This is a genomic window from Burkholderia sp. Se-20378, from assembly GCF_017104665.1.
Lineage (GTDB): Bacteria > Pseudomonadota > Gammaproteobacteria > Burkholderiales > Burkholderiaceae > Burkholderia > Burkholderia lata.
In genome coordinates this window covers 1-20,617 of sequence record NZ_JAAGPG010000052.1, presented here as the reverse complement: position 1 = coordinate 20,617, position 20,617 = coordinate 1, and the positions used below count along the sequence as shown (strand labels likewise).

The window sequence follows — 20,617 nt, the reverse complement described above, 5'->3', positions numbered from 1 at the left end:
GGTTGCCGCTATTCTACCGTGCCGGCTGCCGGATGTGGCGCGACCTTGTCACTGCGTCTGGAGGCGAACCTCCAGCCGCCCGCGCAACCGCCCTTCACGTTCGACGCCCAGATTCATGCTGCCTACCGTATTCATCGTCTCCGACGGCACCGGGATCACTGCCGAAACCTTCGCGCATTCGATCCTCTCCCAGTTCGACCAGAAATTCCGTCTCGTGCGCGTGCCGTTCGTCGACTCGCTCGACAAGGCCTATGCGACCGTCGAGAAGATCAACGAGGCCGCCGTGCACGACGGCCGCCGCGCGATCGTGTTCACGACGCTCGTCGACAGCGAGTCGAACGACATCGTCAAGCGCTCGAACGCACTCGTGCTCGACATGTTCCAGCGCTTCGTCGAACCGCTCGAGCAGGAACTGGAGCTCAAGTCGAGCCACGCGATGGGCCGCGGCCACCAGAACGCGGACACCGAGGAATACAAGACCCGGATCGAAGCGATCAACTTCTCGCTCGCGCACGACGACGGCCAGTCGAACCGCAACCTGTCGGAAGCCGACGTGATCCTCGTCGGCGTGTCGCGCAGCGGCAAGACGCCAACGAGCCTGTATCTCGCGATGCAGTACGGCGTGAAGGCCGCAAACTATCCGCTGATTCCGGAAGATTTCGAGCGCGGCAAGCTGCCGTCGGCGTTGTCGCCGTACAGCGACAAGCTGTTCGGGCTGTCGATCGATCCGCAGCGCCTGTCGGAGATCCGCAACGAGCGCCGGCCGGGCAGCAAATACGCGGCGCCCGAGAACTGTCGCTACGAGATCAACGAAGCCGAAGCGATGATGCGCCGCGAGGGGATCAAGTGGCTGTCGTCGACGCACAAGTCGATCGAGGAAATCGCGACGACGATCCTGCAGGAAATCCGCCTCGACCGGCAGTCGTACTAAGACTGGGCGCTGGCGGCCGCCCGGCCGCCGCCGGAAACAAAAAGGCCGCGTCGAACGCGGCCTTTTTCATGGTGCGGAGACAGCACGCGCGTGGCGTCACGCACGCCGCTGCTGACGCACCTGCTCGAACAGGCAGACCGCAGCCGCGGCCGCGACGTTCAGCGACTCCATCCCGCCCGGCTGCGGGATCGTCACGCGATGCGTGGCGGCATCGCGCCAGAACGCCGACACACCGGCACCCTCGTTGCCGAACACCCACGCAACCGGCCCCGACAGGTCGCAGTCATAGACCGCCTGCGCGCCGTGCGAGTCGGTCAGCGCGACCGGCACATCGAGGCGCTCGGCGAGCGCGCCGGCTTCGACGTCCTCGTGGATCGACAGCAGGAAATGCGCGCCCATGCCCGAGCGCAGCACCTTCGACGACCATGCATACGCGGTCCCCGGCGCACAGAACACGTGGCGCACGCCTGCGGCCGCCGCGCTGCGCAGGATCGAACCGACGTTGCCGGCGTCCTGCACACCGTCGAGCACGACCGACGACTGCGTCACACGCGCCGGCAGCGGCTGCGCCGGCCGGTCGACGAGCAGCAGGAAGCCGACACCGTTGACGACGTTCGACAACTGCCCGAACAGCGCGTCGGGCAGCGTGACGATCCGTTGCGCATCGATGCGCGCGACGATCGCCTGGGCCTCGTCGTGGCCGAGTGCACCTTCGGTCGTGACGCACAGCTCGGGCGTCGCGCCCGTGTCGAGGTACGCGCTCGCGAGATGGAATCCTTCGAGCAGCGCCTGGCCGCCGCGGCGCTGATGGGACGTCGAACCCGCGAGCGCCTTCAGGCGCTTGTACAGCGGGTTGTCGCGGGATGTAATGCTTTTCATCGAATCAGGTCGAGTGCCGCACGAACCGGCGCGAACGAGCGCCGATGGGCTTCGCACGGGCCGTGCTCGCGCAGTGCGGCAAGGTGTTTCGCGGTGCCGTAGCCCGCATGTACGTTGAAGCCGTACGCGGGGAAGCGTTCGTGCAGGTCGACGAGCATGCGGTCACGGGTGACCTTCGCGAGAATCGACGCGGCCGAGATGCTCGGCACGAGCGCGTCGCCGCTGACGATCGCCTCGGCGCGCACGGTCAGTGTCGGGCAGCGGTTGCCGTCGATCTGCGCGAGCGTCGGCAGGACCGACAGCCCTTCGACCGCCCGCTTCATCGCGAGCATCGTCGCGTGCAGGATGTTCAGCGTGTCGATCTCGTCGACGCTCGCCGATGCGACGCAATACGACAGCGAGCGCGCGACGATCAGCTCGTACAACGCATCGCGCTTCTTCGCGGACAGCGCCTTCGAATCGTCGAGCCCGTCGATCGGCTGCGCCGGATCGAGAATCACCGCGGCGGCCACCACCGGCCCCGCGAGCGGGCCGCGGCCCGCTTCGTCGACGCCGCAGACGATCTCGTCGGGACGGCTGAAATCGAAACCGCCCTGCTCGTCGCTCGACGCGCGACGGCGTGGTGCACGTACTGCGGTCATGCGCGCCCCTTGCGTTGTTCGAGCACGCGCACGACCGCTTCGGCCGCCTTCGCGGCCGTGTTCTGCCGCAGCGAAAGATGCATTTCGGTAAATATTTCGGTCAGCGTGCGGCGGTTCGCATCGTCGCGCAGCTGCGTGAGCGTCGCATCGGCGAGCGCCTCGGGCGTCGCGAAATGCTGCAGCAGCTCGGGCACGACGAAACGCCCCGCCAGGATATTCGGCAAACCGACGTACGGCAGGTAACCCTGCCGGCGCATGATCTGCCCGGTCAGCCAGGGCACCTTGTACGAGATCACCATCGGCTTCTTCAGCAGCGCGGCTTCCAGCGTGACCGTGCCGCTCTTCACGAGGATCGCGTCGGCAGCGGTCATCGCAACCTGCGAGCGGCCGTCGGTGATCGTCAGCGCGAGCTGCGGATGCGCATCGACGAGCGGCTGCAGCAGTGCGCGCAGCGCGGGCGTCGCCGCCGGCATCACGAACCGCACGCCGGGCTCGCGCTGCTGCATGAGCGCCATCGCCGCGAAGAACGTCGGGCCGATCAGCGCGATTTCCGAGCGCCGGCTGCCCGGCAACACGGCAATCACCGGGTCGTCGGCCGGCAGTCCGAGCGCGATGCGCGCACCGTGCGTGTCGGGTTCGAGCGGAATCTCGTCGGCGAGCGGATGGCCGACGTAGGTCGAGGCAACGCCTGCCTTGTCGAGAATCGCCGGTTCGAACGGGAACAGGCACAGCATGTGGTCGACGGACTTCGCGATCTTCTTGATCCGGCCGCCGCGCCATGCCCAGATCGACGGGCACACGAAATGAATCGACGGGATGCCCGCGTCGCGCGCGGCCTGTTCGACGTTGAAGTTGAAGTCGGGCGCGTCGACGCCGATGAACGCGTCCGGACGCTCGGCGAGCAACTGGCGCTTCAGCTCGCCGCGAATCCGCAGGATCTCGGGAATCTGGCCCAGCGCCTCGACATAGCCGCGCACGGTCAGCTTGTCCATCTGCCAGTGCGAGTCGAAGCCGTGCGCGATCATCCGCTGCCCGCCGATCCCGTAGTACTGGGCCGATTCGGGCAGCCGCTCGCGCAGCCCGCCGAGCAGCGACGCGCCGAGCAGGTCGCCCGACGGTTCGCCGGCCACCATCGCGAGCCGGAGCTGAGAGGTCGGAAGCGGCATCGCTTAGCGGATGATGCCGCGTTGCGACGCGTCGATGAACTCGACGAGCGTCGTTACAGGTGCGTCACCCTCGCCGCCCGCCGCAGCCAGCTCGCGCAACTGCACTTTCGCTTCCTCGAACGACAGGCCGTTCTTGTACAGCAGGCGGTACGCGCTGCGCAGCGCGGAGATCGCGTCGGGCGAGAAACCGCGCCGGCGCAGCCCTTCGACGTTGATCCCGTGCGGCTCGGCCTTGTTGCCCGCCGCGATCACGAACGGCGGAATGTCCTGCACGAGCGCCGACGCGCCGCCCAGCATCGAGTGCGCACCGATGCGCACGAACTGGTGGACGCCCGACATCCCGCCGACGATCGCCCAGTCGCCGATCTCGACGTGGCCGGCCATCTGTGCGTTGCTCGACAGGATCACGTGGTTGCCGACGGTGCAGTCGTGACCGATGTGCACATAGGCCATGATCCAGTTGTCGTCACCGAGCGTCGTCACGCCGACGTCCTGCACGGTGCCCGTGTGGATCGTCGTGAATTCGCGGATCGTGTTGCGGTTGCCGATCACGAGCTTCGTCGGCTCGTCCTTGTACTTCATGTCCTGCGGACGACCACCGACCGACGCGTAATGGCCGATGCGGTTGTCCTCGCCGAGCGTCGTATGGCCTTCGATCACGCTGTGCGAGCCGATCGTCGTACGCGCGCCGATCGTGACGTGCGGACCGACGATCGCGTACGGACCGATCTCGACCGATTCGTCGATCTGCGCGCCCGGTTCGACAATCGCGGTGGGATGAATCCTGGTCATGCGCCGTTGCCTCTCGATGTGATGTGTCGCGTTGCGTTGCCTGTCCGTGCCGCGTCGCTCAGGGCGCCACGTCGGTCGTCTTGACCGTGCACATCAGCTCGGCTTCCGCCGCCACCTTGCCGTCCACTTCCGCCACCGCCTTGAACTTCCAGATGCCGCGGATGTAGCGTTCGAACGTCACGTTCAGAATCAGTTGGTCGCCCGGCTCGACCGGACGCTTGAAGCGCGCGCCATCGATCCCGACGAAGTAGTACAGCGTGTTCTCCGGATCCTTCGGCTGCTCTTCCGAGAAAGTCAGCAGCGCCGCGGCCTGCGCAAGCGCTTCGAGGATCAGCACGCCCGGCATCACCGGCCGCTTCGGGAAATGTCCCTGGAAGTACGGCTCGTTGATCGACACGTTCTTCAGCGCTTTGATTCCCTTGTGCGGTTCGAGTTCGAGCACGCGATCGACGAGCAGAATCGGGTAGCGATGCGGCAGCAGCGTGAGGATCTTGTGGATGTCGAGATTGATTTTTTCAGTGCTCATGATGGTTCGTCTCACGCAGAGGCTGCGCGGTGGTGATGCAAAGGCTGAAGCGGGCCGCCGTGCGGCCCAGTCTGGCAAACCGGGCCGGTTGCGCTGGCCGTACCCGGTTCGAGGTCTCGCATGATGCGCTCAGGCGTCCGTGCCGCCCTGGGCGGCGAGCGCGGCTTCGAGCGCCTTGATGCGCTCGCGCAGCTTGTCGAGGTTGCGCACGAGCGCGGCGCTCTTGTTCCATTCGCCGTGGTCGACGGCCGGGAACGCGCTGGTATAGATGCCGGCTTTCGGCAGCGACTTCGATACGCCCGATTTCGCCGTGATGATGACATAGTCGCCGAGCGTCACGTGGCCGGCGATCCCGGCCGCGCCGCCGATCATGCAGTGGCGGCCGATCGTCGTGCTGCCCGCGATCCCGGCACTGCCGGCGATCACCGTGTAGGCGCCGATCCGGCAGTTGTGGCCGATCTGCACCTGGTTGTCGATCTTCACGCATTCCTCGATGACGGTATCCGCCATCGCGCCACGGTCGATCGTCGTGTTCGCGCCGATCTCGACGTCGGGGCCGATCGTGACGCCGCCGACCTGCGGGATCTTGACCCAGCTGCCGGTGCGCGCGTCGCCGTCGCCGATGAAATCCGGCGCGAAGCCGAAGCCGTCGGAGCCGATCACGGCACCCGCGTGGATGATCGCGCGCGGGCCGACCTTGCAGCCGTGATACACCGACGCGTTCGGATACAGATGCGAGCCCGCACCGATCGTCGTGCCGCGGCCGACGAATACGTTCGCATCGAGCTGCACGCCGTCTTCGATCACCGCGCCGGCCTCGACCGTCACGTGCGGGCCGATCACCGCGCTCGCGGCAACCTGCGCGGCCGGATCGATCGTCGCGCTCGGATGCACACCGGCGGCACGCTGCGGCGTGGCCAGATCGATGAACATCTGCGCGACGCGCGCGAAGTACGCGTATGGATTCGGCGTGACGATGAAATTGCGGGGACCGGCCGTCCGGCCGCTCGCGGCCGCACCCAGCTTTTCCAGATCCTCCGGCGCGATCAGCACCGCGCCGGCGCGGGTCGACTCGACCTGCGACAGGTACTTCGGATTCGCGAGGAACGCGAGTTGCTGCGGGCCTGCCTGGTCGAGCGGTGCGAGCCCGCCCACCTTGCACTGTGCGTCGCCGGCGATCTCGCCGCCGAACCGCTTTACGAGTTCCTCAAGCGTCAATGCCATTCGTCGTCTGCTCCGTTCAGTTCGTCGAGCCGGACGCGAGCGCCTTGAGCACCTTGTCGGTGATGTCGATGCGCGGGCTGACGTACACGGCTTCCTGCACGATCAGGTCGTAATTCTGCTGCTCGGCGATCTGCTTGATGACCTTGTTCGCCCGCTCGAGCACGGCCGCCAGCTCCTCGTTGCGGCGCTGGTTCAGGTCTTCGCGGAACTCGCGCTGCTTGCGCTGGAAGTCGGTATCGAGCTGGGCGAGATCGCGCTGCTTCTGCGCGCGGTCGGCCGCCGACAGCGACGCGCCGTTCTTGTCCAGCGAATCGGACATCGACTTCAGGCGCGCCCCGAGATCCTGCAGATCCTTGTCACGCTTCGCGAACTCGGCTTCGAGCTTCGTCTGCGCCGCCTTCGCGGGCACCGACTCGCGCAGGATCCGATCCGAATTGACCGCCGCGATGCGGGCGACGTCCTGTGCGTGCGCCGTTGCCGCGCCCAAGGCCAGCGCAACGGTCAGCGCGCACATCACTCGTTTCGAAAACTTACCGGTTAGCAAAATTACCCTCTCGTTGCTGTTGTCATGCGTTCGGTCAGAACGCCGTCCCGATCTGGAACTGGAATTTCTGGTACTGGTCGCCTTCGTGCTTCTGCAGCGGGAAACCGAGGCTCAGCTTCAGCGGGCCGATCGGCGAGATCCACGCGAGACCCACACCGTAGCCGTAACGCAGGCCGTTGGCGCCCGTACTCGTGCCGCCCGGCGCGTTGCCCCACACGTTACCGCCGTCGAGGAACGTGAACACGCGCAGCGTGCGGTCGTAGCCCGTGCCCGGCAGCGGGAATGTCAGTTCGATGTTGCCGACGACCATCTTCGAACCGCCGATCGGGTCGTTCGTCTTCGTGTCGCGCGGGCCCAGCGAGCTCGGCTCGTAGCCCCGCACGGAGCCGATACCGCCCGCGTAGTAGTTCTTGAAGATCGGGTACGGGTTGCCGATACCGTTACCGTAACCGCCCTGCAGGTTCATGCCCAGGATGAAGCCGCGCGAGAACGAATAGTAGTACTGGGCCTGCAGGTCGGCCTTGTAGTACTGGATCTTGCCGACCGGCACACCGTACTCCATGTTCGCCTGCGTGAAGTAGCCGCGGCTCGGAATCAGCGCGCTGTCACGCGCGTCGCGCGACCACGCGATCGTCAGCGGCACCGTGTTCGACACGCGGCCGAACTGGTTCACGTAGTCCTGGTAGCTCTGCGGCGTGTTCGAATCGACGTCGAGACGGTTCTGCTCGAAGCCCGCGCCGAAGTAGACGGTGTCGACTTCCGAGAACGGGATGCCGAACTTCAGGTTGCCGCCCGCGCTGATGATCCGGAAGCTCGAGCTCGTCGAATAGTAGAGCGGCTGGTACGTGCGGTAGTAGACGTCCGTGATCCGCTTGATGCCGTCGACCGTGAAGTACGGGTCGACCTGCGTGACGGTCAGCGTACGGTAGCTCTTCGCGGTGTTGACGTTCACCGACAGGCTGGTACCCGAACCGAACACGTTGTCCTGCGACACGCCGGCCGACAGCACGACCTTGTCCGTCGACGAGAAGCCCGCACCGAGCGTAATCGCGCCGGTCGGCTTTTCGTCGACCTTCACGTTCACGTCGACCTGGTCGTTCGTGCCTTCGACCGGCACCGTCGTCACGTCGACGTTGGTGAAGTAGCCGAGACGGTTCACGCGATCCTTCGACAGCGCGAGGCGGTTCGAATCGAACCACGAGCTTTCGAGCTGGCGCATTTCGCGACGCACCACTTCGTCGCGCGTACGCGTGTTGCCGACGACGTTGATGCGGCGCACGTACACGCGGCGGCTCGGATCGACGACGAGGTTCAGGTTCACCTTGTGGTTCGCCTGGTCGATGTCCGGCTGCGCGTTGACGGTCGCGAATGCGTAGCCGTATTCACCGAGCTTGTCGACGATCGACTTGGTGGTCTGTTGCAGCTTTTCGGCCGAGAAGCGATCGCCCGGCTTGATCTTGATCAGCTTGTTGAGTTCGGCTTCGCGATCGAGCAGGTTGCCCGACAGCTTGATGCCCGACACCGTGTACGGCTCGCCTTCGTGCAGCGTGACCGTCAGGTACATGTCCTTCTTGTCGGGCGAGATCGACACCTGGGTCGAATCGATGTTGAACTCGAGATAGCCGCGGTTCAGGTAATACGAACGCACCGCCTCGAGGTCGCCCGTGAGCTTTTCCTTCGAGTACAGGTCGTTCTTCGTGTACCAGGAGAACCAGTTCGGCGTCGACAGCTGCATCTCGTCACGCAGCGTGCTCGTCTTGAACGCCTTGTTGCCGATGAAGTTGATCTGGCGGATCTTCGCGCTCGGACCTTCGGCCACCGCGAACAGGATCGACACGCGGTTCGCGTCGACCGGCGTGACCGTCGTCTTGACCTCGGCCGCGTAGAAGCCGCGCGTGAGGTACTGGCGCTTGAGCTCCTGCTCCGCCTTGTCGACGAGCGCCTTGTCGTAGTAGCGACCGTCGGCGAGGCCGACTGCGCGCAGTGCCTTCGTCAGGTTGTCCTTGTCGAATTCCTTCGTGCCGGTGAAGTCGATCGACGCGATGGCCGGACGCTCCTGCACCTGCACGATCACGACGTTGCCCTGGGTGGCGATGCGTACGTCGTTGAAGAAGCCCGTCGCGTACAGCGCGCGGATTGCTTCGGATGCCTTGTCGTCCGTGAAGGTATCGCCCTGCTTGATCGGCAGATAGGCGAACACCGAACCCGCTTCGACGCGCTGCAGCCCCTCGATCTTGATGTCTTGCACCACGAACGGTGCCGCTGCATGCGCCGCGAGGCCGTGCGCGGCGAGCGCGGCCGCTGCAACTGTCTTAGGTACAAAGCGATGAGGTTTGAACAACATGCATCCCCAATATTTAGCTGCATCAAATCAGGCGGCTGCCGAGCGGCCGCCGCCTGACGCTTCAGAAATGGATTAACCGAGCCAGATCGTTGAACAGCGCGATCGCCGACAATGCGACGATGCAGATCAACCCGGCTCTTTGCAGAATCAGCTGCCAGCGCTCCGAGACGGCTTTCCCGGTCGTGGCTTCAACCGCATAATATAACAGATGCCCCCCGTCCAAAACGGGAATCGGCAACAAGTTCAGGACGCCAAGGCTAATGCTGACAAGGGCGAGGAACGACAGGAACGCCGACGGACCGAGCCGCGCACTCTTGCCCGCGTAGTCCGCGATCGTCACCGGGCCGGACAGGTTCTTCAGCGACGCGTTGCCCGTGATCATGCGCCCGAACATCCGCAGCGAATACACGGAGATGTCCCACGTACGGTGCGCGCCGAGCTGCAGGCTCTCGATCGGCCCGTACCGCACGTCGACGGACGGCGCATGCATCGACAGCGCCGCGCCGATCCGGCCGACCTGCTGCCCCGATTCGTCGTCGCGCTGCATCTGCGGCACGATCGACACCGTCTGCGCGGCGCCGTCACGCTCGATCTGCAGGTCGAGCGGCTTGCCCGCATGGTGTTTCACGAAATCGATGAAGCGCGACGCGCCGCCGATCGGCTTGCCGTCGAGCGCGACCAGCTTGTCGCCGGACTTCAGGCCCGCCTGCTCCGCCGCGCTGCCGGGCTGCACCGACGCGACCGACAGCGTGCCGCCGCCGGTCTCGAAGCCCAGATGGGTCATGAAATCGTCGTCGAGCTGACTTTCGGGAACATTGCGGAGGTCGACACGGAAATCGAACGTCGTGTTGCCGTCGCGGGCGCCGAGCACGATCTCGCGGTGATCGAACGCAGCCGCCAGCAGCTTCCAGCGCAGGTCCGACCACGACCGCACCGGTTCGGACTCGCCGCCCTGCGCGTTGCGGATCGACACGATCTTCTCGTTGCCGTCGAAGCCCGCGCGCGCCGCCACCGTGCCGGCGGCCGGCGGTGCAACGATCGCGGTCGGCTCGGTTACACCGGTGGCAAATACGACGGAAAACAGCACGATTGCCAACAGGAAGTTGGCAATCGGCCCGGCCGCGACGATTGCGATGCGCTTGTAGACGGACTGCCGGTTGAACGCCTGGCCGAGCTCCTCGGGCGCGATGCCGGGGCCGGGATCGCGCTCGTCGAGCATCTTCACGTAGCCGCCGAGCGGCAGCGCCGACAGAGTCCACTCGGTGCCCGTCCTGCGGCTGACCCAGCGCGCGACGGGCTGGCCGAAGCCGATCGAGAAACGCAGCACCTTCACGCCGCACCAGCGCGCGACGCGATAGTGTCCGTACTCATGCACGACGACCAGCACCCCGATCGCCACCGCAAACGCGATCAGTTCGACCAGCACGTTCATGAGCACTCCATTCAGACAGTGCGCTCCACGCGTGGCGCAGGCGCTTTCGCAATGATTTCGGCGGCGAGGCGGCGTGCCTCGGCATCCGCCGCCAGGACATCCTCGAGCCCGTCGGGCGTACGGTTCGGCAGCGTGTTGAGCACGGCGTCGACCGTCGCCGCGATCGCCATGAAGCCGATGCGGCGCTCGAGAAACGCTTCGACCGCGACTTCGTTCGCTGCGTTCAATGCAGCGCTCGCGATGCCGCCTTCCTCAAGCGCCTTCAGCGCGAGCGCGAGGCACGGGAAGCGCGCGTAATCGGGCTTCTCGAACGACAGCTGGGCGATCTGCGCGAGGTCGAGCTGGTCGACACCCGCATCGACACGCTCGGGGAACGCAAGCGCGTGCGCGATCGGCGTGCGCATGTCGGGGTTGCCGAGCTGGGCGAGCACCGAACCGTCGCGATACGACACGAGCGAATGGATCACGCTCTGCGGGTGGATCAGCACGTCGATGCGGTCGCCCGGCAGCCCGAAGATCCAGTGCGCCTCGATCACCTCGAGGCCCTTGTTCATCATCGTCGCGGAATCGACCGAGATCTTGCGGCCCATCACCCAGTTCGGATGCTTGCACGCCTCGTCCGGCGTCACGTCGACGAGCGTGGCCGGCTCGCGCGTGCGGAACGGGCCGCCCGACGCGGTCAGGATGATCTTCGAGATCCCGCCGTGCTCGGCCGCGTCGCGCGGCATGCACTGGAAGATCGCGTTGTGTTCGCTGTCGACCGGCAGCAGGATCGCTCCATGGTCGCGCACGGCGTCCATGAAGATCGCGCCCGACATCACCAGCGCTTCCTTGTTCGCGAGCAGGATGCGCTTGCCGGCGCGCGCGGCCGCGAGGCTCGGCGCCATGCCGGCCGCGCCGACGATCGCCGCGACCACCGTGTCGCAGCCATCGCTCTTCGACACGTCGACGAGCGCCTGCGGCCCGTGCAGCACGGTCGTCTTGCTGCCCGCCGCGCGCAGTTTCGCATCGACGTGCGCGGCCGTCGCGGCATCGCCGACCACCGCCACTTCGGGCGCGAAGCGCAGGCATTGCTCGACCAGCTTGTCGCCGTTGCGGTGTGCGGTCAGCGCGTAGACCGAGAAGCGCTCGGGATGGCGCGCGACCACGTCGAGCGTGCTGTCTCCGATCGAGCCCGTGGAACCGAGCAATGTCAGACGTTTTTGCATAACAGAAGTAATGGTTTAACCAAGCAGCAGCATCGCGAGCGGCAGCACCGGCAGCAGCGCGTCGACACGGTCGAGCACGCCGCCATGGCCAGGCAGCAGTCCGCTCGAATCCTTCACGCCCGCCTGCCGCTTCAGCAGCGACTCGAACAGGTCGCCGATCACGCTATACGCGACCAGCAGCGTCAGTGCGGCCCACGCGCCGGGCATCCCGTAGCGCACGGCGAACGCGGAAAACAGGGTCGGCTCGAACGCATGCGCGGCCATCGCAACACCGGCGACGACCATCACGGCGAGCCAGCCACCGATCGCGCCTTCCCAGCTCTTGCCGGGGCTGATCGTGATGGCCAGTTTACGCTTTCCAAAAGCCTTGCCCGCGAAGTATGCACCGATATCGGCGAGCCAGACGACCAGAAGCAGCGACAGCACGAACGGTACGCCCTGCGCCCGCGCCGCGACGAGCGCATGCCAGCAGGCCGCAAAGACCACGAGGCCCGCCGCGAGCAGGAACGGTCGCCATACGCCGCCCGCGAGCGCCGGTTTGCGCCGCAGCGTGAACGGGCCGACCAGCAGCCAGAACACGCCGGCTGCCATGAAAAGGGGACGGGACGAAGCCGCATCGACGCCGAGCGGCGCCGTTGCCGCGAGCGCCAGCGCCGCGACGACGGCATAGATGACCGGGCCGGCGCCGCCGAGCTTGAGCAGGCGCGCCCATTCCCACGCGGCAAACACGAGCACGACGCCGATCAGCGCGCCGAACGCGGTGAGCGGCGCGAACAGCGTCACCGGCAGCAGTACCGCCAGCATCACGATCGCCGTGATCACACGGGTTTTCAGCATGAAAGGGAGTCGGCGTTCTGCGATTGCGGTTCGAGCTGTGCGCTCGTGCGGCCGAAGCGGCGCTCGCGCTCCGTATACGACGCCATTGCGTCGGCCAGTGCCGCGCCGTCGAAATCCGGCCAGTATTTGTCGGTGAAATAGAATTCGGCGTACGCGAGTTGCCACAGCAGGAAATTGCTGACGCGCTGCTCGCCACCGGTACGGATGAAGAGATCGGGCTCCGGCGCATAGGCCATCGCCAGGTGCGGTGCGAACGCGTCCTCGGTCACCTCGACCTCGCGACCCTCGCGCACGGCCTGCTCGACGAGCTTCTTCGTCGCCTGCAGGATGTCCCACCGGCCGCCGTAGTTGGCCGCGATGGTGAGCGTAAGACGGGTATTGCGCGCCGTCTTGGTTTCGGCGCGGCGAATCAGTTCACGGATGCGCGGCTCGAAGCGGTCGAGATCGCCGACGACACGCAGGCGGATCCCGTTTGCGTGAAGCTTGCCGACCTCGCGCTCGAGCGCGGTGATGAAGAGGCGCATCAGGAACGACACTTCGTCGTTCGGACGGCGCCAGTTCTCCGAACTGAACGCGAACAGCGTCAGGTATTCGACGCCGGCACGCGCGCAGCCTTCGACCACCGCCCGCACGGCATCGACGCCGCGGGTGTGCCCCGCGACGCGCGGCAAGCGGCGTTCGGTCGCCCAACGGCCGTTGCCGTCCATGATGATCGCGATGTGACGCGGCACGACGCCGACGTCAGGCACGCGAACGGTAGAGCTGGTATAGGTCATGGCCGTTGAGACAGTTGCGGGAAGAAGGCGGCGCGCGAGGACGGTCGTCAGACCGTCATGATCTCGGCTTCCTTGCTCTGCACGAGCTTGTCGATTTCGGCAACGTGCTTGTCGGTCAGCTTCTGCACGTCGTCGCTCGCGCGGCGCTCGTCGTCTTCCGAGATTTCCTTGTCCTTCACGAGCTTCTTGAGCGCTTCGTTCGCGTCGCGGCGCAGGTTGCGGATCGCGACCTTGGCCGTTTCGCCTTCGCTCTTGACGACCTTGGTCAGCTCGCGGCGGCGCTCTTCCGTCAGCGCGGGCATCGGCACGCGGATCTGGTCGCCGGAGGTGGCCGGGTTCAGGCCCAGGTCGGCTTCGCGAATGGCCTTCTCGACCTTCGCGACCATGTTCTTTTCCCACGGCTGCACGCCGATCGTGCGCGCATCGACGAGCGTCAGGTTGGCGACCTGCGAGATCGGCACCATCGAGCCGTAGTAGTCGACCTGCACGTGATCGAGCAGACCGGTGTGTGCACGGCCCGTACGGATCTTTGCCAGATCGTTCTTGAACGCTTCGATCGAGCGCTGCATCTTTTGCTCGACGCCCTTCTTGGTATCAGCGACACTCATTTCAACCTCCGAACCTTCTAACCTTCAAAGAACGCGGGCCCTGCCCGGCGCATCGGGTGCGCCGCGGCCGACGGCCCGCATCCGCGGGAGTTTACACGTGGACGAGCGTACCTTCGTCCTCGCCCAGCACGATGCGCTTGAGCGCGCCCGGCTTGTTGATCGAAAACACGCGAATCGGCAGCTTCTGGTCGCGGCACAGCGCAAAGGCCGTCGCGTCCATCACCTGCAGGTTGCGGCTGATCGCCTCGTCGAAAGTGATCGTCGTGTAACGCGTGGCCGACGGATCCTTCTTCGGATCGGCAGAATATACGCCATCGACCTTGGTCGCCTTCAATACGACCTCGGCGCCCACTTCCGAACCGCGCAGCGCGGCGGCCGTGTCCGTCGTGAAGAACGGGTTGCCCGTACCGGCCGCGAAGATCACGACGCGGCCTTCCTCGAGCTGACGGATCGCGCGGGGCCGGATGTACGGCTCGACGACCTGGTCCATCCGCAGCGCGGACTGCACACGCGCCTCGATGCCGGCGTGGCGCATCGCATCCTGCAGCGCCAGCGCGTTCATCATCGTCGCGAGCATCCCCATGTAGTCTGCCGTCGCGCGATCCATGCCGGCCGCGCCACCCGCGACACCGCGGAAAATATTACCGCCACCGATCACGACCGCAAGCTGCGTACCGAGACGCACGACTTCGGCGATATCGGCCACCATCCGTTCGATCGTCGCGCGATTGATGCCGAAGGCATCGTCGCCCATCAGCGCTTCGCCGGAGAGTTTGAGAAGGACGCGTTTATAGGCATTGGACATAGGGGCTTCCGAGCGACGAGAGGATGACAACCACGAACTGTAGGGGCGAAATACTGATTCGGGCAAGCGCCGACGGTCGGACCGGGTTTCCCGGCCGGCCGGCGGCGGCGCCGACCGCAGCGGAGCGGACGCCCGCCGCGGATACTGCCTGACTGCTTACGGCTTACTGCTGCTTTGCTGCTGCGACTTGCGCGGCCACTTCGGCGGCGAAGTCGTCCTGGCGCTTCTCGATGCCTTCGCCGACGACGAACAGTGCGAACTTCTGCACTGCGGCATTCGCTGCCTTCAGCATCTGCTCGATCGTCTGCTTGTCGTTCTTCACGAACGTCTGGTTCAGCAGCGACACTTCCTTCAGGTACTTCTGGACGCTACCGTCGACCATCTTCGCGACGATTTCAGCCGGCTTGCCCGATTCCGCGGCCTTCTGCTCGGCCACGCGGCGTTCCGTCTCGATCAGTTCCGCCGGCACATCAGCCGACGACAGTGCGACCGGCTTCATTGCCGCGATGTGCATCGCGACGTCCTTGCCGACCTGCTCTTCCGCGCCCGTGTACTCGACGATCACGCCGATACGCGCGCCGTGCAGGTACGTGGCGATCTTGTTTGCGGTTTCGAAACGGACGAAACGGCGGATCGAGACGTTTTCGCCGATCTTGCCGACCAGCGCCAGACGCACTGCGTCGACCGTCGAGCCTTCGAGCGGCAGTGCCGACAGTGCAGCCACGTCAGCCGGGTTTTGCGTCGCGACGAGTTCTGCAACCGTCTTCGAGAATGCGAGGAAGTCGTCGTTCTTCGCGACGAAGTCGGTTTCGCAGTTCAGTTCGACCAGCGAGCCTGCGTTGCCGCCGACGAACGATGCGACGACGCCTTCTGCCGTCACGCGCGATGCCGCCTTGCTCGCCTTGTTGCCGAGCTTGACGCGCAGCAGCTCTTCAGCCTTGGCCAGATCGCCGTCAGCTTCCGTCAGCGCCTTCTTGCACTCCATCATCGGTGCGTCGGTCTTTGCGCGCAGTTCTGCCACCATGCTTGCGGTAATTGCCGCCATCATTCGCTCCTTGAGTCTGTATTCACAACGCCGCCCGCTTGGACGCGAACGGCCGAGATTCGTTTCCGGACCCGCACCCATTCGGCGCGATCAGGTCCGGCGCACAAGCTTAAAAAAAGGGGGCCTGTTGAGAGCCCCCTTTTTGCGCCGGCTCGGGGCCAGTTACGCGTTTTCCTCGACGTACTCGTCGTCGCCGCGTGCGGCCTGAACCACTTCGTTGACCGCGTTCGCACGGCCTTCGAGGATCGCGTCGGCCACGCCTTCAGCGTACAGCGCGACTGCCTTGCTCGAGTCGTCGTTACCCGGGATCACGTAATCCACACCTTCCGGCGAGTGGTTCGTATCGACCACGGCGATGACCGGCACGCCCAGCTTGTTCGCTTCGGTAACGGCAATCTTGTGGTAGCCGACGTCGACGACGAAGATTGCGTCCGGAATGCCGCCCATGTCCTTCACGCCGCCGATCGACTTCTGCAGCTTGGCGATTTCGCGTTCGAACAGCAGCGCTTCCTTCTTGCTCATCTTTTCGAGCTCGCCTGCCTCGACTGCCGCTTCCATGTCCTTCAGGCGCTTGATCGATACCTTCAGCGTCTTGAAGTTGGTCATCATGCCGCCGAGCCAGCGTGCATTGACGAACGGCATGCCTGCGCGCTGCGCTTCCTGGGCGATCGTGTCACGCGATTGACGCTTCGTACCGACGAACAGGATCGTGCCGCGGTTCGCTGCCAGCTGGCGCACGTACTTCTGTGCGTCCGTGAACATCGGCAGCGTCTTTTCGAGGTTGATGATGTGAATCTTGTTGCGGTGACCGAAAATGAACGGAGCCATCTTCGGGTTCCAGAAGCGCGTCTGGTGACCGAAGTGGACACCCGCTTCCAGCATTTGGCGCATCGTAACTGCCATGTAAATTCTCCACGAGGGTTGGGTCTTAAGCCGGCCGCCGTACCGCCGCGCGATCCCACCCCGAAGGGCGCGAATTCCACGCGGCCGGCACCCTGGTTGCGCCGGCTTGCGATTCGACACGTGCAAACGCCCGTGCCGTAAGCCTTCTATCCGCCACGCCGCCCCAACATGGGGCAAGCTCGGCAATTAGATATCGACTTAGCCAAAGAGTATAGCACGCCGATTTGTCCGCTCTCAAGTCGCGCACCACTTTCGCTTGCCGCGCGGCAGCCGGCCGGACAATCCGCGAAAACCCGCATCCGCACCGCCGGCAGGGGCTGCGACGCCTGCCAGAAGGTGCGATAATCCGTCAATTCACCGCATTCCAGGCATACCTCGATGGCTATTACGCTCAAAAACGAACACGATATCGCCGAGATGCGCGTCGCCTGCCGTCTCGCGAGCGAAGTGCTCGACTTCATCACGCCGCACGTCGTCGCGGGCATCACGACCGCCGAACTCGACCGCCTCTGCCACGAGTTCATGCTCAACGAGCAGGGCACGATCCCCGCGCCGCTGAATTACCAGCCGCCCGGCTACCCGCCGTACCCGAAGGCCACCTGCATTTCGGTCAACGACGTGATCTGCCACGGCATTCCCGGCGAGAAGGTGGTCAAGAACGGCGATGCGCTGAACATCGACATCACCGTGATCAAGAACGGCTACTTCGGCGACACGAGCCGCATGTTCATCGTCGGCGAGGGTTCGATCCTCGCGAAGCGCCTCGTGCAGACCACCTACGAATGCATGTGGCTCGGCATCGACCAGGTCAAGCCCGGCGCGCACCTCGGCGACATCGGCTATGCGATCCAGAAGCACGCGGAAGCGCAGGGCTACAGCGTCGTGCGCGAATACTGCGGCCACGGCATCGGCACGGTGTTCCACGAAGATCCGCAGGTCGTCCACTACGGCCGCCCGGGCACCGGCATCGAACTGAAGGCCGGGATGATCTTCACGATCGAGCCGATGATCAACGCCGGCAAGCGCGACATCCGCACGATGCCCGATCAGTGGACGGTCAAGACGCGCGACCGCAGCCTGTCGGCGCAGTGGGAGCACACAGTGCTCGTCACCGAAACCGGCTACGACGTGCTGACCGTGTCGGCCGGCACGCCGGCGCGCCCCGTGTTCGCGCAACCGGCCGCAGCAGTCTGAGCGCCGTCGCGCCAGCCCGCCCCACCCGCACCTGAACGGCCGCCCATGAGCGCTCACGCTGCCCCCTCGCCCGAAGCGCTGTCGCGGCGCGCCGAATTCAAGGCCGCCAAGACGGAGATGCTCGAGCGCTTTCGCCGCGCGGCGAACGTCGCGTCGCTGATGCACGCGCTGTCGAAACTCACCGACGAAGCGCTGAAGCGCGTGTGGGACGACTGCGAGCTGCCCGCGACGCTCGCGCTCGTCGCCGTCGGCGGCTACGGGCGCGGCGAGCTCGCGCCCTATTCCGACGTCGACATCCTTGTATTGCTGCCCGATGCGCACGACCCGGCGCTCGACGCGCGCATCGAGCGCTTCATCGGCATGGCATGGGATCTCGGTCTCGAGATCGGCAGCAGCGTGCGCACGGTCGCGCAGTGCATCGAGGAAGCATCGCAGGACGTCACGGTGCAGACCTCGCTACTGGAAGCGCGTCGCATCGTCGGCAGCACCGCGCTGTTCGAGCGTTTCACGGTGCGCTACCACGAGGCGCTCGACGCCCGCGCGTTCTTCACCGCGAAGGTGCTCGAGATGCGCCAGCGCCACGCGAAATTCCAGGACACGCCGTACAGCCTCGAACCGAACGTGAAGGAAAGCCCCGGCGGGCTGCGCGACCTGCAGACGATCCTCTGGATCGCACGCGCGGCCGGTTTCGGCAGCAGCTGGCGCGAACTCGACACACGCGGCCTCATCACCGATCGCGAGGCGCGCGAGCTGCGCCGCAACGAGGGTTTCCTGAAAACGCTGCGCGCGCGGCTGCACGTGATTGCCGGCCGCCGCCAGGACATGCTCGTGTTCGACCTGCAGACGCAGGCGGCCGAGAGCTTCGGCTACCAGCCGACCCAGGCGAAGCGCGCGAGCGAGCAGCTGATGCGCCGCTATTACTGGGCCGCGAAAGCCGTCACGCAGCTCGCGACGATCCTGATCCAGAACATCGAGGCGCAGCTGTTCCCCGCGACGAGCGGCATCACGCGCGTGCTGTCGCCCGACCGCTTCGTCGAGAAGCAGGGCATGCTCGAGATCGTCGACGACGGCGTGTTCGAACGCCACCCCGACGCGATCCTCGAAGCGTTCCTGTTGTACGAGACGACCCGCGGCGTGAAAGGGCTGTCCGCCCGTACGCTGCGCGCGCTGTACAACTCGCGCGAGATCATGAACAACACGTGGCGCCGCGATCCGCAGAACCGCGACACGTTCATGCAGATCCTTCAGCAACCCGAAGGAATCACGCACGCGTTCCGGCTGATGAACCAGACGAGCGTGCTCGGCCGCTACCTGCTGAATTTCCGCCGCATCGTCGGCCAGATGCAGCACGACCTGTACCACGTGTACACGGTCGACCAGCACATCCTGATGGTGTTGCGCAACATCCGGCGCTTCGCGGTGGCCGAGCACGCGCACGAATATCCGTTCTGCAGCCAGCTGATCGGCAACTTCGAGCGCCCCTGGGTGCTGTATGTCGCGGCGCTGTTCCACGACATCGCGAAGGGCCGCGGCGGCGATCATTCGACGCTCGGGATGGCCGACGCACGGCGCTTCTGCCGCGAGCACGGCATCGCCAGCGACGACGCGGCGCTGATCGTGTGGCTCGTCCAGCATCACCTGACGATGAGCCAGGTCGCGCAGAAGCAGGACACGAGCGACCCCGAAGTCATCAAGCGCTTCGCCGAAGTCGTCGGCAACGAACGGTACCTCACCGCGCTGTACCTGCTGACCGTCGCCGATATCCGTGGCACGAGCCCGAAGGTGTGGAACACGTGGAAGGGCAAGCTGCTCGAGGATCTCTACCGCATCACGCTCGCGGTGCTCGGCGGGGCCAACCCCGACGCGCATTCGGAGCTGAAGTCGCGGCAGGAGCAGGCGCTCGCGCTGCTGCGCCTCGAGACCGTGCCCGACGACGCGCATCGCGCGCTGTGGGATCAGCTCGACGTCGGCTTCTTCCTGCGTCACGACGCGGCCGACATCGCGTGGCAGACACGCGTGCTGTACCGGCACGTGAATGCCGAAACCGCGATCGTCCGCGCGCGGCCGTCGCCGATCGGCGATGCGCTGCAGGTGCTCGTGTACGTGAAGGATCGCCCCGACCTGTTCGCGGGCATCTGCGCGTATTTCGACCGCAACGGGCTGTCGGTGCTCGACGCACGCGTCAGCACGACGCGGCACGGCTATGCACTCGACAACTTCATCGTCACGCAGACCGAGCGTGACGTGCGGTATCGCGACATCGCGAATCTCGTCGAGCAGCAACTTGCGTCGCGGCTCACCGAAACCGCACCGCTGCCGGAGCCGTCCAAGGGCCGCCTGTCGAGGCTGTCCCGGACGTTTCCGATCACGCCGCGCGTCGACCTGCGGGCCGACGAGCGCGGCCAGTACTACATCCTGTCCGTGTCGGCCAACGACCGGCCGGGCCTTCTCTATTCGATCGCGCGCGTACTCGCCGAGCACCGGATCGGCGTCCACGCGGCGCGGATCAATACGCTCGGCGAACGCGTCGAGGACATCTTCCTGCTCGCGGGTGCCGGCCTGTCCGACAACCGCCTGCAGATCCAGCTCGAAACCGAATTGCTGCGTGCGATCGCAGTCTGAATGAATTCCAGCGTTTATGCGCACCAAATTAACCGTCAAGAATCCGAAGCCGGCGTCGCCGACCCGCGCCCCTGTCCGCTCCGGCAGCCTCGTCGCCCGCAAGGCAGTACGCCCCGCGGCACCGCCCGCAGGGGACAAGA

General features: G+C 65.6%; 19 protein-coding genes. 3 read left to right on the top strand and 16 right to left on the bottom strand.

Features of this window, described 5'->3' with window-relative positions:
• The first annotated feature begins 115 nt into the window (after nucleotides 1–115).
• The gene (locus G3N93_RS09235) at nucleotides 116–931 is read left to right on the top strand and encodes a pyruvate, water dikinase regulatory protein (RefSeq protein WP_034207652.1); all 816 of its coding nucleotides are present in this window, start codon (nucleotides 116–118) and stop codon (nucleotides 929–931) included.
• A 96-nt stretch (nucleotides 932–1,027) separates the two neighbouring features.
• On the opposite strand, the gene G3N93_RS09230 is transcribed toward G3N93_RS09235, so the two are convergent.
• From G3N93_RS09230 to rpsB, 16 genes are all read right to left on the bottom strand, one after another.
• Entirely contained in the window at nucleotides 1,028–1,810 is a 783-nt protein-coding gene (locus tag G3N93_RS09230; protein WP_174941344.1) for an RNA methyltransferase, read from the bottom strand.
• Nucleotides 1,807–2,451: a ribonuclease HII gene (rnhB, locus tag G3N93_RS09225; RefSeq protein WP_174944522.1), complete on the bottom strand. Its 645-nt coding sequence runs from the start codon at nucleotides 2,449–2,451 to the stop codon at nucleotides 1,807–1,809. Before rnhB ends, G3N93_RS09230 begins: the two co-directional genes overlap by 4 nt.
• Nucleotides 2,448–3,617 (bottom strand): lipid-A-disaccharide synthase, encoded by a 1,170-nt coding sequence (gene lpxB, locus G3N93_RS09220; protein WP_206132842.1) that lies wholly within the window; start codon nucleotides 3,615–3,617, stop codon nucleotides 2,448–2,450. Before lpxB ends, rnhB begins: the two co-directional genes overlap by 4 nt.
• 3 nt (nucleotides 3,618–3,620) lie before the next feature.
• Nucleotides 3,621–4,409: an acyl-ACP--UDP-N-acetylglucosamine O-acyltransferase gene (gene lpxA / locus G3N93_RS09215; RefSeq protein ID WP_174988880.1), complete on the bottom strand. Its 789-nt coding sequence runs from the start codon at nucleotides 4,407–4,409 to the stop codon at nucleotides 3,621–3,623.
• A 58-nt stretch (nucleotides 4,410–4,467) separates the two neighbouring features.
• A complete protein-coding gene (gene fabZ / locus G3N93_RS09210; RefSeq protein WP_011352450.1) occupies nucleotides 4,468–4,935 on the bottom strand; it encodes a 3-hydroxyacyl-ACP dehydratase FabZ in 468 nt (155 codons plus the stop codon).
• 129 nt (nucleotides 4,936–5,064) lie between these two features.
• On the bottom strand, nucleotides 5,065–6,159 hold the full coding sequence (gene lpxD / locus G3N93_RS09205) for a UDP-3-O-(3-hydroxymyristoyl)glucosamine N-acyltransferase (protein WP_206132841.1): 1,095 nt from the start codon (nucleotides 6,157–6,159) through the stop codon (nucleotides 5,065–5,067).
• A 16-nt stretch (nucleotides 6,160–6,175) separates the two neighbouring features.
• Entirely contained in the window at nucleotides 6,176–6,673 is a 498-nt protein-coding gene (locus G3N93_RS09200; protein WP_174941354.1) for an OmpH family outer membrane protein, read from the bottom strand.
• A gap of 64 nt (nucleotides 6,674–6,737) precedes the next feature.
• A complete protein-coding gene (gene bamA, locus G3N93_RS09195) occupies nucleotides 6,738–9,047 on the bottom strand; it encodes an outer membrane protein assembly factor BamA (protein ID WP_174941356.1) in 2,310 nt (769 codons plus the stop codon).
• A 61-nt stretch (nucleotides 9,048–9,108) separates the two neighbouring features.
• Nucleotides 9,109–10,479, bottom strand: a complete 1,371-nt coding sequence (rseP, locus tag G3N93_RS09190; RefSeq protein ID WP_174941359.1) for an RIP metalloprotease RseP — start codon at nucleotides 10,477–10,479, stop codon at nucleotides 9,109–9,111.
• A gap of 11 nt (nucleotides 10,480–10,490) precedes the next feature.
• On the bottom strand, nucleotides 10,491–11,687 hold the full coding sequence (locus G3N93_RS09185) for a 1-deoxy-D-xylulose-5-phosphate reductoisomerase (protein ID WP_174988876.1): 1,197 nt from the start codon (nucleotides 11,685–11,687) through the stop codon (nucleotides 10,491–10,493).
• 15 nt (nucleotides 11,688–11,702) lie between these two features.
• Entirely contained in the window at nucleotides 11,703–12,524 is an 822-nt protein-coding gene (locus tag G3N93_RS09180; protein ID WP_011352456.1) for a phosphatidate cytidylyltransferase, read from the bottom strand.
• On the bottom strand, nucleotides 12,518–13,300 hold the full coding sequence (gene uppS / locus G3N93_RS09175; protein WP_006478494.1) for a polyprenyl diphosphate synthase: 783 nt from the start codon (nucleotides 13,298–13,300) through the stop codon (nucleotides 12,518–12,520). The genes G3N93_RS09180 and uppS overlap by 7 nt, the downstream gene beginning before the upstream one ends.
• Before the next feature lie 47 nt (nucleotides 13,301–13,347).
• Nucleotides 13,348–13,908, bottom strand: a complete 561-nt coding sequence (frr, locus tag G3N93_RS09170) for a ribosome recycling factor (RefSeq protein ID WP_174382395.1) — start codon at nucleotides 13,906–13,908, stop codon at nucleotides 13,348–13,350.
• Between the two features lie 91 nt (nucleotides 13,909–13,999).
• Nucleotides 14,000–14,713 (bottom strand): UMP kinase, encoded by a 714-nt coding sequence (gene pyrH / locus G3N93_RS09165; protein WP_011352459.1) that lies wholly within the window; start codon nucleotides 14,711–14,713, stop codon nucleotides 14,000–14,002.
• 163 nt (nucleotides 14,714–14,876) lie between these two features.
• Nucleotides 14,877–15,758 carry a translation elongation factor Ts gene (gene tsf, locus G3N93_RS09160; protein ID WP_174930987.1) on the bottom strand — a complete coding sequence of 294 codons (882 nt, stop codon included), beginning with the start codon at nucleotides 15,756–15,758 and terminating at the stop codon, nucleotides 14,877–14,879.
• 162 nt (nucleotides 15,759–15,920) lie between these two features.
• Complete coding sequence (gene rpsB, locus G3N93_RS09155) at nucleotides 15,921–16,661, bottom strand: 30S ribosomal protein S2 (RefSeq protein WP_006752149.1); 741 nt, start codon at nucleotides 16,659–16,661, stop codon at nucleotides 15,921–15,923.
• A gap of 378 nt (nucleotides 16,662–17,039) precedes the next feature.
• On the opposite strand from rpsB, the gene map reads away from it, so the two are divergent.
• Nucleotides 17,040–17,855, top strand: coding sequence for a type I methionyl aminopeptidase (map, locus tag G3N93_RS09150; RefSeq protein ID WP_174941365.1), 816 nt, complete (start codon nucleotides 17,040–17,042; stop codon nucleotides 17,853–17,855).
• Between the two features lie 45 nt (nucleotides 17,856–17,900).
• Entirely contained in the window at nucleotides 17,901–20,477 is a 2,577-nt protein-coding gene (locus tag G3N93_RS09145; RefSeq protein ID WP_174941367.1) for a [protein-PII] uridylyltransferase, read from the top strand.
• The last annotated feature ends 140 nt before the right edge of the window (nucleotides 20,478–20,617 follow it).